Annotated in this window: 12 protein-coding genes and 1 pseudogene; 5 read left to right on the top strand and 8 right to left on the bottom strand. The window is 72.7% G+C overall.

The window, feature by feature from the left end; translation table 11 throughout:
* Positions 1–4 precede the first annotated feature (4 nt).
* On the top strand, positions 5–1,198 hold the full coding sequence (locus ACIBTV_RS00065; RefSeq protein ID WP_396701987.1) for an acyltransferase family protein: 1,194 nt from the start codon (positions 5–7) through the stop codon (positions 1,196–1,198).
* Here the strand turns inward: ACIBTV_RS00065 and ACIBTV_RS00060 are convergent.
* Positions 1,090–5,235: an alpha-(1->3)-arabinofuranosyltransferase gene (locus ACIBTV_RS00060; protein ID WP_396700760.1), complete on the bottom strand. Its 4,146-nt coding sequence runs from the start codon at positions 5,233–5,235 to the stop codon at positions 1,090–1,092. The genes ACIBTV_RS00065 and ACIBTV_RS00060 overlap by 109 nt on opposite strands.
* Before the next feature lie 194 nt (positions 5,236–5,429).
* On the opposite strand from ACIBTV_RS00060, the gene ACIBTV_RS00055 reads away from it, so the two are divergent.
* Both ACIBTV_RS00055 and ACIBTV_RS00050 read left to right on the top strand, forming a co-directional pair.
* The gene (locus ACIBTV_RS00055) at positions 5,430–5,741 is read left to right on the top strand and encodes a hypothetical protein (protein ID WP_396700758.1); all 312 of its coding nucleotides are present in this window, start codon (positions 5,430–5,432) and stop codon (positions 5,739–5,741) included.
* The gene (locus tag ACIBTV_RS00050; RefSeq protein ID WP_396700756.1) at positions 5,663–6,619 is read left to right on the top strand and encodes a glycosyltransferase family 4 protein; all 957 of its coding nucleotides are present in this window, start codon (positions 5,663–5,665) and stop codon (positions 6,617–6,619) included. Before ACIBTV_RS00055 ends, ACIBTV_RS00050 begins: the two co-directional genes overlap by 79 nt.
* Here the strand turns inward: ACIBTV_RS00050 and ACIBTV_RS00045 are convergent.
* From ACIBTV_RS00045 to ACIBTV_RS00035, 3 genes are read right to left on the bottom strand one after another with little or no spacing between them, the layout of a single operon-like run.
* Complete coding sequence (locus ACIBTV_RS00045; protein ID WP_157741696.1) at positions 6,604–6,762, bottom strand: hypothetical protein; 159 nt, start codon at positions 6,760–6,762, stop codon at positions 6,604–6,606. The two genes, ACIBTV_RS00050 and ACIBTV_RS00045, sit on opposite strands and share 16 nt — an antisense overlap.
* A gap of 36 nt (positions 6,763–6,798) precedes the next feature.
* On the bottom strand, positions 6,799–8,517 hold the full coding sequence (locus ACIBTV_RS00040) for a hypothetical protein (protein WP_396700754.1): 1,719 nt from the start codon (positions 8,515–8,517) through the stop codon (positions 6,799–6,801).
* A complete protein-coding gene (locus ACIBTV_RS00035) occupies positions 8,498–9,238 on the bottom strand; it encodes a class I SAM-dependent methyltransferase (RefSeq protein WP_396700752.1) in 741 nt (246 codons plus the stop codon). The genes ACIBTV_RS00040 and ACIBTV_RS00035 overlap by 20 nt, the downstream gene beginning before the upstream one ends.
* Before the next feature lie 216 nt (positions 9,239–9,454).
* Between ACIBTV_RS00035 and ACIBTV_RS00030 the strand changes: the two genes are divergently transcribed.
* Positions 9,455–10,735 carry a lipopolysaccharide biosynthesis protein gene (locus ACIBTV_RS00030; protein ID WP_396700750.1) on the top strand — a complete coding sequence of 427 codons (1,281 nt, stop codon included), beginning with the start codon at positions 9,455–9,457 and terminating at the stop codon, positions 10,733–10,735.
* Here ACIBTV_RS00030 and ACIBTV_RS00025 read toward each other — a convergent pair.
* Together ACIBTV_RS00025 and nudC are read right to left on the bottom strand one after the other, a co-directional pair.
* Complete coding sequence (locus ACIBTV_RS00025) at positions 10,704–11,462, bottom strand: FkbM family methyltransferase (protein WP_396700748.1); 759 nt, start codon at positions 11,460–11,462, stop codon at positions 10,704–10,706. The two genes, ACIBTV_RS00030 and ACIBTV_RS00025, sit on opposite strands and share 32 nt — an antisense overlap.
* A gap of 41 nt (positions 11,463–11,503) precedes the next feature.
* Positions 11,504–12,424 (bottom strand): NAD(+) diphosphatase, encoded by a 921-nt coding sequence (gene nudC / locus ACIBTV_RS00020; protein WP_396700746.1) that lies wholly within the window; start codon positions 12,422–12,424, stop codon positions 11,504–11,506.
* A 180-nt stretch (positions 12,425–12,604) separates the two neighbouring features.
* On the opposite strand from nudC, the gene ACIBTV_RS00015 reads away from it, so the two are divergent.
* The gene (locus tag ACIBTV_RS00015) at positions 12,605–14,419 is read left to right on the top strand and encodes a VanW family protein (RefSeq protein ID WP_396700744.1); all 1,815 of its coding nucleotides are present in this window, start codon (positions 12,605–12,607) and stop codon (positions 14,417–14,419) included.
* 73 nt (positions 14,420–14,492) lie between these two features.
* On the opposite strand, the gene ACIBTV_RS00010 is transcribed toward ACIBTV_RS00015, so the two are convergent.
* Positions 14,493–14,954 carry an NADPH-dependent F420 reductase gene (locus tag ACIBTV_RS00010; protein ID WP_396702075.1) on the bottom strand — a complete coding sequence of 154 codons (462 nt, stop codon included), beginning with the start codon at positions 14,952–14,954 and terminating at the stop codon, positions 14,493–14,495.
* A gap of 61 nt (positions 14,955–15,015) precedes the next feature.
* A pseudogene (locus ACIBTV_RS00005) lies at positions 15,016–15,117 on the bottom strand (NAD(P)-binding domain-containing protein); the annotation flags it as partial.
* Between the last annotated feature and the right edge of the window lie 210 nt (positions 15,118–15,327).

Genomic DNA, 15,327 nt, shown 5'->3' with positions numbered 1-15,327 from the left:
GATGTTGACTGCCGTTTCCGCTCCCGCGTTGCCCCGACTTCCCGCCCTCGACGGCGTCCGGGTGCTCGGCGCGACCGCGGTGATTGCCCAGCACGTCGGGTTCATCACCGGGGTCACGACCCGGGAGAGTTGGGGCGGCTGGATAGCGATGATGGATTTCGCGGTCGCGCTCTTCTTCGTGCTCTCCGGCTTCCTGCTGTTCCGGCCCTGGGCGCGCGCCGCTGCCCTCGGCTCGGCCGCACCGGGAGCCCGGCGCTTCTACTGGAAACGTGCCATCCGCATCCTGCCGGCGTACTGGCTGGCGGTGATCGTCTGCCTCGGTCTCCTGCCGGAGCACGGCGTCGCACCGATCGGCGACTGGTTACGGCACTTCAGCTTCGCGCAGATCTACGAGCACGGTCAGATCCGGCGCGGGCTCGGCCAGACCTGGAGCCTCGCCACCGAGGTGATCTTCTACCTGGCGCTGCCGTTCCTGGCGGCGGCGCTCGTGGGCCGGCGCTGGCGGCCCGCCCGCACCGTCGCCCTCGCCGGCGCCGGGCTGTTGGTCACCGCCATCTGGATCGCCGCGATGAGCGCCGGCCTGCTCGACACCGGCCTGCACATCATGTGGTTCCCGTCCTACGCCATGTGGTTCGCGGCGGGGATCGTCCTCGCGACGATCCACGTCGCCCTCCGCACCGCGACGGCGCCCCATTCCTGGCAGGTCTTCGAGCAGCTCGGTTCGGCCCCGCTCGCCTGTTGGGGCATCGCGCTCGGACTGCTCGCCGTGGCGACCACGCCCGTGACGGGGCCGCGCGGGCTGTCGGCGCCCACCGCCGGGCAGTTCGCGACGCAGCTCGGCCTCTACGTCGTCGTCGCCGTGATGATCATGATTCCGTTGGTGTTCGGCCCGACCACGCTGCTCTCCCTGGCCTTCGGCAGCCGGCCGGTGCGGTGGCTCGGCACCCTCTCGTACGGCATGTTCCTGTGGCACCCCCTCGTGCTCGACCTGATCTACCGAGCCGAGGGCATGCCGTACTTCACGGGCGATCCGATCCGCATCTTCCTCCTCACCGTGCTCGGCGCGATCGGATTCGCCGCCGTCAGCTACTACGTCCTGGAGCGGCCGGTCCTCAGGTGGGGCTCCACGCTGGGCCGTCGCCGAGCCGGCAAGATCGACCACCAGAGGGCCACCACGGCGGTCAGCGCGACCAGTTGAGGTGCGGCGGAGGTGTGCCGGGAGGGATCCGCGAGCGAGAGCCAGCCCGCGAGCCCGAAGCAGATGACCGGAAAGAGCCAGGCCAGCAACCGGCTGACCCGGTGCAACGTGCGCCGTTCACTGCTGTGCAGGTGAGGAGCGAGGCGAGCGAGAGCCAGCGGCACCAGCACACCACCGACCGCCGGTAGCACGGGCCACAGCCCGCCGACGACCAGTAGGGCCGCGCCGCCGACGAGCGCCGGCAGGAGCTCCCGGCCACGGCGACGACGGTCGGCCGGCAGTGGCAGCCCGCCCGGAGGCCGTCGGCCCGGTAGGACGGCGAGCAGCAGCAGGACGCCGAGCAGAACTCCGCCCGTCGCGATGCCGATCCGGTACGTGCGGTCCGGCGTGAAGCGCAGCTCCACCTCGCCACCGACGCCCGGTGGCAGGAGCCAGCCCTGCTGCCAACCGTCGATCACCAACGGCGTGAGGACCTGCCCGGCGACCGTCGCACGCCAGCCCGGGTTGGTGTTCTCGCGGACGGCGAGCACCGTGCCGCCCGGGTTCCCCGCCACCTGGAGCCGCCGCTCCGACTCCGACCACGAGATCACCCGAACCGGGCTGGGTGTCGGGGTCGGAGCACCGGCACCCGAGCCCTCCGGTTCCAGGACCAGCCGGGTCGGCGCGAGAAGGTCGCTCCCGCCGGCGGTCACCCGTGTCTCGCCCGCGGGCAGTCGCAGCGGAGCCGAAGGCCCCTTGCCGCAGGGGGTCGCTCGCACCTCGCGGAGTTCGAGCAGCTCGCGTCGGGTGGCGGTGACCGTCGTCGAGATCTCGTCACCGGCCGCGTGCACCGTCGGCCCGCTGCCGCACGGCAACGTCACCGGCTCGTCCAGCGGCACACCGATCTGCGGGCTCAGGGGGAGTGCGGCGACCTCACCGATGCCGATCGGCAGCCGCTCGGTCCGCAACCGGTACGGGTCGTAGCCCCGAGCGGACGTCGACGCCCGGAACAGGATGGTGATCTCGTTGGTGCGCAGCGGCTGATCGAAACGGAGCAGCCCGTCCTCGGTGACCGTCCCGTTGCGCACGCCCCCGTTGCCGAGGACGGTCACCCGCCAGGGCCGGGCCCGCGCGACCGACTCCGGGGACGAGAATCGCAGTCCGCTGATGGTGCGGCTGGTGAGCCAGTTGAGCTTCAACCAGGGGGTGTTGTCCTCGGCGGAAGGGATCCAGGCCGTCGCCGGATCACCGTCGAGGACGGCGCCGGGCCGGGCCGCCGGATCCGGCAGGCCGGTGGAGGAGGCGGTGACCCGCGGCGGCAGCGTGAGCGGCCACTCCGCGGCGACCTCCCGATCCAGCAGCGCGTTGAGCTGTGGCCCCGGTCGGGGACGTGCCCAGACCGCCGTGGTGTACGCGCCGGCGGTCGGCAGGTGCACGGTGCGGTCGATCGAGGAGCCGTCCTCGGAGGCACGACTCACCCCGGTCCCGCAACGCGGGACGCCGTCGACGAAGAAGCACGAGTCGATGGAGGGTGCCGCGGTCAGGACCACGGTGGCCGGCCGGTCGGTCTCCGGCGACTGCGGTGTGACCAGCGTGCGGGCCGCTCGCACACCGGGAATCTCCAACTCCGCGATTCCCACGCGGCCCTGCCCGGTGCGTACGGCCAGGGCGGACTCGATGGTGACCCGCACCCGCGTGGTCGCGAGCACTCCGGGCAGACGCACGGTGAGCGTCGGCTCGAACGTGTCAACCGTGACGTGCTCGGCACCGGCTCGGACGCTGACGCGAGTGGGCATGGTGTCTGCCCCGGTGTCGAACCGCAAGCGCACCTCGGGAACTTCCATGGGCTTGGCCAGTTCAACCTCGAGCCACTGTCGGACCGGCGCGCTGGGCGCGGTACGCCACGAGGTCGTGGGATCCCCGTCGATCGCGGCGTACGGCTGATGTGCGGGTCGGGACCCGGTCAGCGGATGCACCTGGGACCATGCGCTCGAGGCGGTGACACCACGGATTCCCTCGTACCGGACTGTGGTCGCGTACGAGTCGCCCCAGTCGGGCAGGTAATCGCGGGTGACGGCCCGTAGCAGTGAGCGCTGGTCGGCCTCGGTCGTGGCGGAGGCGTTGTCGTGCAAAAGCCCGAAGGACACCTCGCGGCGACGCAACCCGTCGGTGAGCACCACCGGCCCGAGCGCCCGCCCGTCCGGCAGATCACCGGCGAGCACGGTGGGCGCCGCGCCGAGCCGTCCGGCCGCGGCGACGTCGAGAAGCGATTCCGGCCCGCCGACCACGGTCGAGAGAGCGCCCGCGTCATACGCGACCACCGGCTGGACCACCCGCTGGACCTCGTAGACCTGCAGGGCCCGGGTGGGGACGTCCAGACCCTGGTCACGGTACGGCTGTTCGCCCCCGAGCAGCGGCCCGAAGGCAGCGACCGAGCGAAGTCCTGGTGAGCGGTCGAGGGACTGCCGCACCTGCAACGGTCGGGCGGCCCGGGCCGCACCATAGTCCAGATCGGACCGGAGCAGGAGGTACCGCACACCGGACCGGGACAGCAGCTCGGCGAGACCCGGCGAGCCGGCGCCACCGGCCACCGCCGACTCGACGGCGTCGAGCAGGCGGATGGTGGTCGGGGGCGCGAGGGGGATGGAGTTGCGCACCACCCAGGAGCTCTTCAACAGGGGCTGGGTGATCTCGTCCGCCGGGCTTCCCCACCGGTAGTCGGGGAAGCGCGCGGCCGGCACCACCAGCACCCGGTCGTGTCCGAGGTTGCCGTCGAGCCACGCCCCGGCCTCCCGCCAGTAGCTCGGAAGGCTTTCGAAGCTTCCCCGGATCGGCAGTTGGCCGGTGACGGCGGGACCGGCGATGACCGCCACCCCGGCGAGCGCGACGGCCCGCACCGCCAGCGCTCGACGGCGCGACGGGTGCCACCGTCCACCGGCTGCCGAGGCGGCGCGGCTGAACACCCCGACCAGGTGGGCGAGGCCGAGCACGATCGGCAGGCGGAGCACCACGTCGAACTTGTGGACGTTGCGCAGGGGCGCGCCGGCGTGATCCAGGAACGATCGTTGGTCCTCGGCGAAGAGTCCGTCGACGGCGCCGACGTGCCCGAGGCCCACCAGCGCCAGCCCGACGAGCACGCCGGCGATCAGGAACCGTCGGTGCGGCATGCCGCGCCGGGCGAGCCCGGCGATGCCCAGCCCGGCGACCACGAGAGTGGCGATGATCGGCGCCGTGTCGAGGGCTAGTTGCGCCCCGGCCGGCCAGGATCGGCCGTACGCGAGCCAGTGGGAGGCGCCGCGCAGGACCGTGACCAGGTCGGTCACCCGGGTGGTGACCGGCGCGGTCTCGATGTAGTCGAGGAACGGCGGGCTGTATCGGCCCAGCACCAGGAGCGGCACGAGCCACCAGGCCGTCGCGGCCGCGACCGCCAGCATCCAGGCGGCGATCGCCGTGAACCGGCGCCGCAGCGGCTGGAGCATCGCCATCCAGAGCACCGCCAACGGCACCACCGCGAGCACGGCGGTGGCGTTGACACCACCGGCGCACGCCACCGCCAGCGCGGACCACGTCACCGCACGTCGCAGTGGAGCCCCTGCGGCCAGCCCGACCAGGGGCACGAGCACCCAGGGGGCGATCGCGCTGGGCCATGCCTCCACCGAGATCGGCCCCAGCTCGGTGATGATCCGCGGGGAGAGCGCAAACGCGACGCCGGCGATGATGCGGGCGGCGGGTGTGCCGATCGCGAGTCGTTCGGCCAGGACGATCACCCCGACGCAGGCGACGCACATCAGCAGCGCCCACCACAGGCGCTGCACCACCCAGGCGGGCATGCCCAGGGCGTCGCCGGCGGCGAAGAACGGCCCCATCGGCCACAGGTAGCCGTACGTCTGGTTCTGAAGCTGGCCGAAGGACGCGGCCGGGTTCCAGACGTGCATCGAGCGTTCCAGCCAACCGACCGGGTTGATCGCCAGATCGACCTTGGTGTCCATCACGATCTTGCCGGGTTCCTGGAGAAACGCCAGGGCGGTGAGCGCGACGCAGACCGATGCCGTTCGCAATCGCCATATCGCCGTGGTGGCGCGACCGGGCGTCACCTCATCCCGTCGCTGCGCCGCGTCGCGCATCTCGCCTCTCTCCCGTCTGGTGCCGCCTGACGGCCCATGTCGGACGGACACGTCAACCCATTGCGGGTTCGGACGCGAGCGCCTTAAGGTGGCGCGATCGCGAACACTACTCGGCAGTAGGAGCAGTGGTGCAGATCCTAGACGGCCCCGGACGGCACGTACTGTTCCTCAACTGGCGTGACACGCGCAATCCCGAAGGCGGCGGCTCGGAAGTCTATGTCGAACGCATCGCCGAAGAGTTGATTGCGCACGGGCACCGCTCGACACTATTGTGCGCGAGTCATGGTGGGGCGGCCCGAGACGATACAACGGCGAACGGGTTACGAATCCTTCGTCGCGGCGGCCGGCACACGGTTTACCTGTGGGCGGCCATGCTCTATCTTTCTGGTCGAATCGGCATCGGCCCGCTCGCCGTCGCGCATTGGGACGTCCCGATCTGATCGTCGACGTGTGCAACGGGCTGCCCTTCCTCTCGCCGCTCTACGCCCGGTGCGCGGTTCTCATCCTCGTCCACCATGTGCACCGGGAGCAGTGGCCGGTCGTGCGGGGCTCGTGGGGTGCCCGGATGGGCTGGTGGATCGAGTCGCGCCTCGCCGGTCGCGTCTACCGTCGTTGCAGGTACGTGACCGTCTCAGCGGCCACCCGACGGGAGCTGAGCGGGCTCGGGGTGGACCCGTCGCGGGTAGAGGTGATCTACAACGGCACACCGGAGATCACGCCGGGCGCCGCCCTCCGCACACCCCATCCGTCGCTGCTGGTGCTGTGCCGACTCGTACCGCACAAGCGGGTGGAAATCGCACTGGAGACGGTCGCGCGGCTCGCCGTCGACTTTCCTGCCCTGCGTCTGATCGTCGCGGGGCAGGGCTGGTGGGAGACCCACCTGCGCGCGACCGTAACGCAATTGGGCATCCACGACCGGGTCCAATTCGCCGGCTTCGTCAGCGACGCGGAGAAACAACGACTGCTCTGTTCGACCTGGGTCGCACTGACACCCTCACTGAAGGAGGGATGGGGTCTGACAATTGTCGAAGCGGGCGCTGCCGGAACCCCCACCGTGGCGTTCCGAGGAGCCGGCGGTGTTGCCGAGGCAATCGTCGCCGGAGAAACGGGCCTGCTCGCCGACGACACGGCGGACTTCATTGCTCAGGTGCGCAGGTTGCTGAGCGACGACCAGTTTCGGCACGAGATGGGAAAGGCGGCACAGGAACACGCCGCCCATTTCACCTGGGCCACTTCGGGAAAACGATTCGCCGCGCTGGTCGCAGCGGTCACCGACGATCTCGCGCCGGCTCCGTCCCGCGATCAACGAGCGCCGTAGAACTCCGGGTCGGCGTTGTCGTCGGCCTGGCTCGCCGCGGTGCCGGATGAGACGACGAGCTGTTGGGTGACGGCGCCCAGGGCCAACACCGCCAGCGCCGCTCCGACCACCGCAGCCATCATCAGAGTGAGCGGCTTCGGCATGGTGCACCCTCCTCCATCGACACGCGTGGCGGCACGTTACCACGCAGTAGGACGGCGCAACAGGCTCCCGACGGCCGAGATGACCACCACCAGTGCGACACCGAGACCCATCACCACGAGCCATCGGCCGGCCGGCGGCGACGCCGGCGCGGAGCTCGTCGGATTCCGGTACAGCGTCAGCTCCGGGCCACTGTGGACGACCTGGAGACCGTCGATCGCGCCCGGCACGAGCTCGCCACCGGCGCGGTGCTGCACGACCACCCACCGCAACTCGGTGCCGGCCAGCGACCGGCCGTGCGCGAGGGCGTCCCGGAGCGCGCTGACGCGCCGGCTCTCCCCGGGCACCACCAGGTCGCCGACGATGAGGACGTCATCGGTCACCACCTCGGCGGGCAGATACCGCGCCAACGGGTCGATGACCACCGTGTCGTGGTTCCAGTCGTACGCCCGATACATGCTCATCGGCAGCGACAGGGCCGGCCCGGGATCCGCCGCCACGACCGCGGCCACCGCCGCCCACTCCTGCGGGTAACGGGCCGGCTGCAACCGGCCGGCCGCGCCGAAGGCCAGATCGGGGAGGACCGCCACCGGCAGCAGCACCAGCCCGACCAGTGCCAGACGGTCCCGGGGCGGCGCGAGCCGGGACGCGACGCGCTCACCACCGAGCGCGGCGCAGATCACCAGGCAGATTGCGTAGGGAACGAGGAGCTTCTGCCCGTCCCGCACGAGCCCGCCCCCGGGCACCTCCGCGACCAACCACCGCAGCGCCGCCTGACCGCCCGGCAGCACGGCCACGGCGGCGCCGAGGAACGAGCCCACGGCGAGCAGCCCCAACCGGTCCGCGCTGCCGGCCGGCCAACGGGCGCGCAGCACCGGAAAACCGATCACCGCGAGGAGCAGCAGCCCACCGGTGACGACGGGAACGAGCAGCGCCCCCCGGCTGGCCGGTGTCGTCAACGCGTTCCAGATGCCACCCGTGCCGGCCAGGGCCACCAGCGGGCCGCCCCAGTTCTCGCCACGGGCCGCGAACGCCGCCACGCCGATCGGCGCGGAACGCCCTCCGGCGGCCGTCACCACCGCCGCCAGCACCCACGGCAGATTGAGCGCCACCACGGCAGCCCAGGCGGCGAGCACGTGGCGGCCGACCGTCCGCCCGGCCAACAGCGCCAGCACCGTCACCAGGGCGAGCAGCCCGCCGGTGGGCGTGACCGCGGCGACGCCCGCCGCGAGGACCAGCCGGGGCAGCGCCCCCGACCGTCCCGCGCGGACGGCGATCGTCGCCCGCACCAACCAGGGCAGCGCGGCGTATGCCAGCAGCAGTCCCCACTGCCCCAGTAGCAACCGCTCCGCCAGGAACGGCGTCCAGGCATAGCCGACCGCCGCCACCAGCCGGGTCAGTTCCCGCCGCGCCGGCACCAGCCGTCCGGCGCCGACCACGGCGAGCCACACGATCGCGACGAGCACCACCCGCTGCAGCAGCCATCCCGGTACGAGCGGGCTGAGCAGCGAGACCAACGCGTCCTGCGGGACCGCCCGCGGCAACCCGTCGGCCGCCGCGATCAGGTCCCACCGCAGCGGCTGACGCGGCACGAAGACCATGTCGTACCGGAGCACGTATCCGGGCCGGACCAGTGGGGCGAGCACCAGGAGCGCGGTCACCGCGGCGACCACGTGCAGCCGCAACCGGCGAGCGCCGGACGCTCGTGCCGTCGTTGTCGGCACCGGCTCCCGCTGGTCAGCGCTTGCGGAGGACAACGACCAGATTCCAGGTGAGGACCTCGCGGACGCCGGGCACTCGGACGACCCCTCGGGCCCAACGTGGCAGGTAGCGCGGCAGCACGTCGACGATCTCCGCAGCTGTCTGGCGGCGCGCCCACCGCAGCGTGTCACCGATCGAGATCGCGTACAGGCTCTCGCCGAACACGTTCTTCGGGCGGCGCCCCTGTCTGCGCTCGTAGCGTCGGGCGGCCCGGTGTCCGCCGAGATAGTGCCACGGCGACGTCTCGTGGCCGCCCCAGGGCGAGAGCCAGTTGGTGAAGGAGAGGAACATCGTGCCGCCGGGCCGGGTGACCCGCAGCATCTCGTCAGCCATGTCGAACGGCCGCGGCACATGTTCGAGCACGTTGGACGAGAAGCACACGTCGACCGAGTCGCTGCGGACCGGCAGTTCGAGCGCGCTGCCCAACACACCGCCGGCCGGCGGAGCGCCGTCGCGAGCGGACATCTCGCCGGCGTCACAGTCCACGCAGATGATCCGCGCACCCGCTCCGCTGAGCGCGTCGGCGAAGTAGCCCGCGCCACCACCCACGTCCAACACGACTGCCCCGGCCAGCGGCGTGTAGCCGCCCAGCTGCGCGACGGTGTCGGCGGCGAGCATGCCGTAGAAGAGGTCGGGTTCGCTCTGCTCCAGCCGGAACGCGCGGAACAGGCGCACTGACCGGGCCAGGTCGGCACGGTGGGCCACGGAAGAGTTCACGCACGGCTCCTGAGGGTCCTGGCGAGCACCGGCAGGGAAGCGACACGCCGACCGGCGCCGCCTGCCGGCAGACGTTAGCGGAGTCCACCGCCCCGGTCGACCGGTCGACAGGGGCGGACTCCGCCCCCCGGAAACCGTCCGTACGCCGATACCCTGATGCCCCGGCGACCGCCCACCTCGACCGTGCCGCCGGGAGGAGTGGAGTCGGCGGCCGTCATGACACGCACGACCGCGCGCGTCTCGACCACCGGCCGGGTCGCCCTCGGCGGCAGCGCCGTGCTGCTCGCGGGCACCCTGGCGAACGGGCTCGCCTACCTGGTTCCGATGCTCGGCGCCCGCCTGCTCCCCGCCGCCGACCTCGGCGCGCTCGCCACCGCCCAGGCGCTCGTGACCATCGCCGCGGTTGCCGGCACCGGCTTGCAGATGGCCATCGCCGTGCACCGGGCCCGTCACCCACACGCGTCCACCAACTCGATCATCCGCCGCACCGCGATCGTCACCGGTGGCCTCCTCACGGCGGCAGCCCCCGTGGTCGTCACCATGCTCGACCTGCCGCTCGGGGTGGTGGCCATGCTGATCGCCACGACCCTCGTGATCGTGCTGGCCTCCGGCCTGCTCGGCGAGCTCCAGGGAGATCAGCGCTTCCTGCGGCTCGCGGCTGGCATGGCCGTGCTGGCCCTCGGCCGGTACGCGGGCCTGGCCGCCGCCCTCGCCCTCGGCGCCGGGCTGGTCGGCGCGCTCCTCGCCGGACTGGTCGGTGCCGTCGTGGTGCTGCCCGTGTTGGAGATGCTCGCGAGAGACCGCCGCGCGCCGGTGACCGCGGCGACGCCGGTCGCAGCCGAGGCCGGCGAGGAACCATCGCCCCTCGGCCTGCGGCAGGTCGTGACGGCGGGCAGCGCCACGCTGGCGATGCTGGTGGCCTCGTACGCCGACCTGCTCCTGGCCAGGCAACTGCTACCGCCCGCGGAGTCCGGCGCCTACTCCGTCGGCACGGTGCTCACCAAGGGCGCGCTCTGGGCGCCGCAGGTGGTCACGGTGCTCGCGCTGCCGCGGATGGCCCGGCGTGACGGCTCCTCCCGGACGGAGGCGCTGGCCGTCGTCGCGACCTGCGGCGTCCTGCTCGTAGCCGGTTCCGCCCTGGCCGGCGGGCTCGCCTTCCGCCTGGTCGGCGGCCCGGCGTACGCGTCCCTCGGCCGGTACGCCCCGGTCTTCGCCGCCACCGGCGCGCTGTACGCGCTCGCCTTCCTGCTCATCAACGCGCAGCTCGCGATGGGGGTCCGCTGGCCGGCGTTGCCGCTGTGGGCGGGGGCCGGCGGGCTGGTCACCGGGGCGGTGCTCATCGCGCCGCACACCTTCACCGGTGTCATGTGGAGTGCGCTCGCCGCCGCCGCGGCCACGACGCTCGCCCTCGCGCTGGTCGCCTACTTCCCCCGGACCGCCCGGCCGGCACCCCGCCCGGACGCCCTCAGCCCTCCCGCCGGAACAGCACTGAGTTGACGTAGCGCGGCCTGGGCCACACCACCCGTCGGACCAGGCTCTGACCGACGCGCGCGATCGCTTTTCGCTGGTGGGCGCCCAACTCGAAGTCGGCGAGCGGCACCCACTCCCGCGCCGGCAGCACATAGCCGCGATAGCCCCACCCACCCAGCAGGTCGATGATCGGTCCGACCGGTTGGATCCGCTCCTCGACCTCGACCAGGAGGACCGGTCCGTCCCGAAGGATCGTCTCCGCCGCGCCGCGCAGGGTCGGCAGCTCGTGGCCCTCGACGTCGACCTTCACGAATCGGACGTCGGTGAGGCCGAGCCCGTCGATCGTGACGCGGCGTACGGTGACCGGAGTTCCGCTGCCGTACTCCACCGATGAGGTCCCGACCGCCGGCCCGCCCTCCGGGCGATACAGCTCGGCGGTGCCCTCGCGGTCCGACGCCACCGCCCGGACGACGCGCACATCGGGGAAGGCCGCCTCGATGCAGTCCGCCAACTCCTCGTTCGGCTCCAGAGCCACGACCTGGTCCGCCTGCCGGCGCATCCGCTGGCTCCACGGCCCGTACCAGGCGCCGACGTCGATCGCGGTCCCGCCCGCCGGCATGAACTCCGTCAGGCGCGCGAGCTCCGGTTCCACCCGCGGAAACACGGCGCGCACGGCCCCCGCGACCAGCCGCTCGGGCAGCATCGCCGCCACTCGGGAACTCACCGCGGTCATCAGACCGGTCGACGTCGGCATGGACCGAGAGGCTATCGGTCGGCGGCCCGACAGACCAGCGGTCAGCCCTCCGCGAGCCAGCTCCCCAACAGATGGTGGTCGATCGAGTCGATCCGCCCGAGCGGTCGGCCCGCCGCCGTCCGCGCCCGCAGTTCGTCGCGGGTGAACCAGCGCGCCTCCAGCAGCTCCACCCCGTCGACCCGCACGTCGTCGCTGGCGGCGGTCGCCCGGAAGCCCACCATCAGACCGGCCGGGAACGGCCACGCCTGCGACCCCTGGTAGACGAGCCCGGTCACGGTGATCCCGGCCTCCTCGGCCATCTCCCGCCGGACGGCGTCCTCCAGGCTCTCGCCGACCTCCACGAACCCGGCCAGCGTCGAGTACGCGTCCTCCGCCGCCCCGGCGTGCCGGGCCATGAGGCAGCGGTCGGGGCTGCCCGGCGCCTCCACGAGCACGATGATCGCCGGTTCGATCCGGGGAAAGAGCAGCCGCCCGCAGTCGGCCCCCACGCACCGCCGGACGTGCCCGCCGTCCCGGGAGGTGGTGCGCGCGCCGCAGCTTCCGCACCAGCCCTGGTGCCGGTGCCAGTGCAGCAGCCCCCGCGCGTACGCCTGGGCGGCGGCCTCCGCCGGGTCGAGCCGCCCGGCCAGTCGGCGGACGTCGACCGTGGACGCCGCTCCGGCCAGGGCGACGGCCTCCGCCTCCGGCCGCGCGGAGAGGTCGGCGGCGAACACCCCCGCTCCGTCGTCGACGCCGAGGAAGACGGTCTGGGTCCCGTCCGCGAGCACCCGGGCCGCCTCGGCGCCGACGAGCCGCACGGGCATCTGCTCGGCCGTCACGAGACAGCGGTCCCGCCACAGCGGCAGCACGGTGGCGCACGCGTCGGCCCGCAGCGCCGCCAGCCGCTCCGCGTCGGCCCGGAGCGCACCCGCCCGGTGCAGCCAGCCGCCCCCGTACGCCGGCACCCGCTCGTCGGTTCGCATGCCGCTACCGTCCCACGCCGGCGGGGGTGACCCGGCACCGGCCCGTACCGTCCGACACGCCACGCGACACGCCGCGTCACGCCCGGAGGACGGCGGCTGCCGACACCCCGGACCGTTGGTTACCGTAGGTGTCCTCCGCGCGGGGAGGGCCCCCGTCCGTGAGGTCCGATCGAGGTTGCTGTGACGCTGTACGGCGAGAAGAGTCCGCCTGCCGACGACCGGCCCACGGTGCAGGTCACCGCGGTCACCTGGCCCGCCGACGACCCGGAACCCCCGGTCGCCGCGGCGGCGCCGCCGGCCCGTGCGCGGTCCCGCCGTGGCCGGCTGCTGCTCGCCGCCGGGGTCACCACCGCCGTGCTGGGTGGTGTGGCCGGTGCGGGCGCCTACGCGTACGCCGGCGACGTGCCCCGCGGCACGACGGTGCTCGGCGCCGAGCTGGGCGGCCACAGCCGCGCGGAGGCCGCGCGGAAGCTGCGGGCGGAGCTGGACCGCCGGGCGGCCGAGCTGGCCGCCCCTCTGCCGGTCCGGGTGGGCGAGCGGACCGCCGAGATCGTGCCCGCCGAGGTGGGGCTCGGCGTCGACGTGGACGCGACGGTGGCCGCGGCGGCCGCGGCCAGCGCCCACCCGGTGAGCCGGCTGGTCGGCTCGCGGTCGGTGCAGCCGGTGGTGACGGTCGACGTGGACCGGCTGCATGCCGCGCTGCGGGCGCTGGTCGGCGACCAGGGCCGGAAGATGACCATGCCGGCGATCACCTTCTCCGGTACGACGCCGAAGGCCGTCCACCCGAAGCCCAGTCTGGCGTTGGATCCCCAGCGGGCCGCCGACGTCGTCCGCGCCGGCTGGCTGGACCGGCAACCGGTCACGGTGCCGCTGGTCGAGTCGCATCCGGCGACCACCGCCGAGGAGGTGGACCGGCTGGTCGACGAGCTGGCGAAGCCGGCCGTGGCGGCCCCGGTGACGCTGCGCACCGACAAGGGTTCGGTGCGCATCCCGCCGAAGGCGATCGCCAAGAGTCTCCGTTTCACCGCCGACGACACCGGCAAGCTGACCCCGCAGGTGGACGTCAAGCGGCTGCGCGCCGCGCTCGGCGACGACCTGGCCGCCATCGAGGTGGAGCCGCGGAACGCCCGGATGACCATCGCCGGCGGCAAGCCGACGGTGTTGGAGGCGGGTCGCGCCGGTCAACAGCTGGACGCGGCGGCCCTGGGCCGGGACCTGCTGGCCGTGTTGCCGAAGGCCGACGGCCGGGAGGTCGCCGCGACGCTGAAGCCGGCCGAGCCGGACGTCACCGCCGAGAAGCTGGCCGGTCTGGGCATCAAGGAGAAGGTCTCCTCGTTCACCACCCGGTTCACCGGCGGGCTGTCGTCGCCCCGGAGCCAGAACATCGTCACCGTCGCCAAGAAGGTCGACGGCACGGTGGTGCTGCCCGGCGAGACGTTCTCGCTGAACGGGCACACCGGTGAGCGGGGCTACCAGCAGGGCTACCGGGACGCGCCGGTGATCCTCGACGGCAAGCTGGTCCCCGGGGTCGGCGGCGGCACGTCCCAGTTCACCACGACGCTCTTCAACGCCACCTACTACGCGGGGCTGGAGGACGTCGAGCACAAGCCGCACTCGTACTGGTTCGACCGGTACCCGGCGGTCATCGAGTCGACCATCTTCTGGCCGGACCTGGACTTCAAGTTCCGCAACAACACCCCGTACGGCGTCCTGATCGACACGTCGTACACCGCCAGCACGATCACCGTGTCGATCTGGAGCACGAAGATCTACGACAGCGTCAAGACGGAGTACAGCCCGCGCCGCAACATCACGAAGCCGCGGACCATCTACCTGACGCCCGGCCCGTCGTGCCTCCCGGCCAACGGCATCGACGGCTTCACCCAGGACGCCTACCGGGTCATCCGCAAGGACGGCAAGGTGGTCAAGCGGGAGAAGTTCACCTGGCGCTACGACGCGGAGCCGCGCTACATCTGCGGGCCGAAGCCCTCCTGACGTTCGTCGCGCTCGCCGCGTCCCCGCCCCGCCGGCCACCGTCGCCGGCGGGGCTTTTCTCTGCCGTACGACCTCAGCGCCGTGCCTCCGCCAACCCCTGCCGTACGCCGTCGGCGTCCCGGTCGGCGAGGTAGACCGGTGTGCCGGGCTCCTGCCGCCAGCTGTCGTCCAGCGATCCGCCGTCGACGGCGTCGAAACCGAGCGCGTCGACGAGGTTCATGACGACCCGTTTGGCGTCCGGCTCATCGGCGGCGACCGGCAGTGCGATGCGGCCGGCGGTGCCGGGGGCACGGCCGTTCTCCAGGAGGTGCGGCGCCTTGATGGTGTTGAACGCCTTCACGATCCGCGCTCCGCGCAGGTGCTCCGCGGTCCACCGGCTGGACGACGTACCGTCCAGCAGTTCCGGGATGTCGCCGTCCCGGTCGGGGTAGTAGTTGTCGGCGTCGACCACGATCTTGCCGTCGAAGATGCCGTCGGGCAGGTCCGGCACCGCCATCAGCGGCACGGCCACCACCACGACGTCCGCGTCCTGCACGGGCCTGTTCCACGGTGCCCGGCTGGGCACCGGTCTCCCGGCCGAGGTCCTGGAGCGACCGCGGGCCGCGCGAGTTGGAGACCGTCACGTCGTGCCCGATCGCCCGGAGGCGGCGGGTCAGGTTGCCGCCGATGTGCCCTGAGCCGATGATCCCGATCTTCATGCCCACCCCCGGTCTTCGGGCCGTTGTCGTCGGTGGGATCGCCGAGGTGCGGCTCCCGACTCCGACGCTACCGAGGACGAAGATGGGGATCCCGGGAAACGAGGGCGCGAGCCCGCGACGTCCGGGAATTGGGGTGGAAAACGCGTCAGGGCCACCCTCACAAAGGGTGGCCCTGACGGGAAGATTGTCCGGCGGTGTCCTACTCTCCCA

The organism is Micromonospora sp. NPDC049366, assembly GCF_044466625.1.
GTDB lineage: Bacteria > Actinomycetota > Actinomycetes > Mycobacteriales > Micromonosporaceae > Micromonospora.
Note: the sequence above shows the minus strand (reverse complement) of the source record. Positions and strands in the feature narration are given on the sequence as shown.

Bases quoted from the DNA above. Each gene is read 5' to 3' on its own strand.
- ACIBTV_RS00045 (WP_157741696.1), bottom strand. From the start codon at position 6,762: ATGCCGAAGCCGCTCACTCTGATGATGGCTGCGGTGGTCGGAGCGGCG.
- ACIBTV_RS00030 (WP_396700750.1), top strand. From the start codon at position 9,455: ATGACACGCACGACCGCGCGCGTCTCGACCACCGGCCGGGTCGCCCTC.
- ACIBTV_RS00025 (WP_396700748.1), bottom strand. From the start codon at position 11,462: ATGCCGACGTCGACCGGTCTGATGACCGCGGTGAGTTCCCGAGTGGCG.
- nudC (WP_396700746.1), bottom strand. From the start codon at position 12,424: ATGCGAACCGACGAGCGGGTGCCGGCGTACGGGGGCGGCTGGCTGCAC.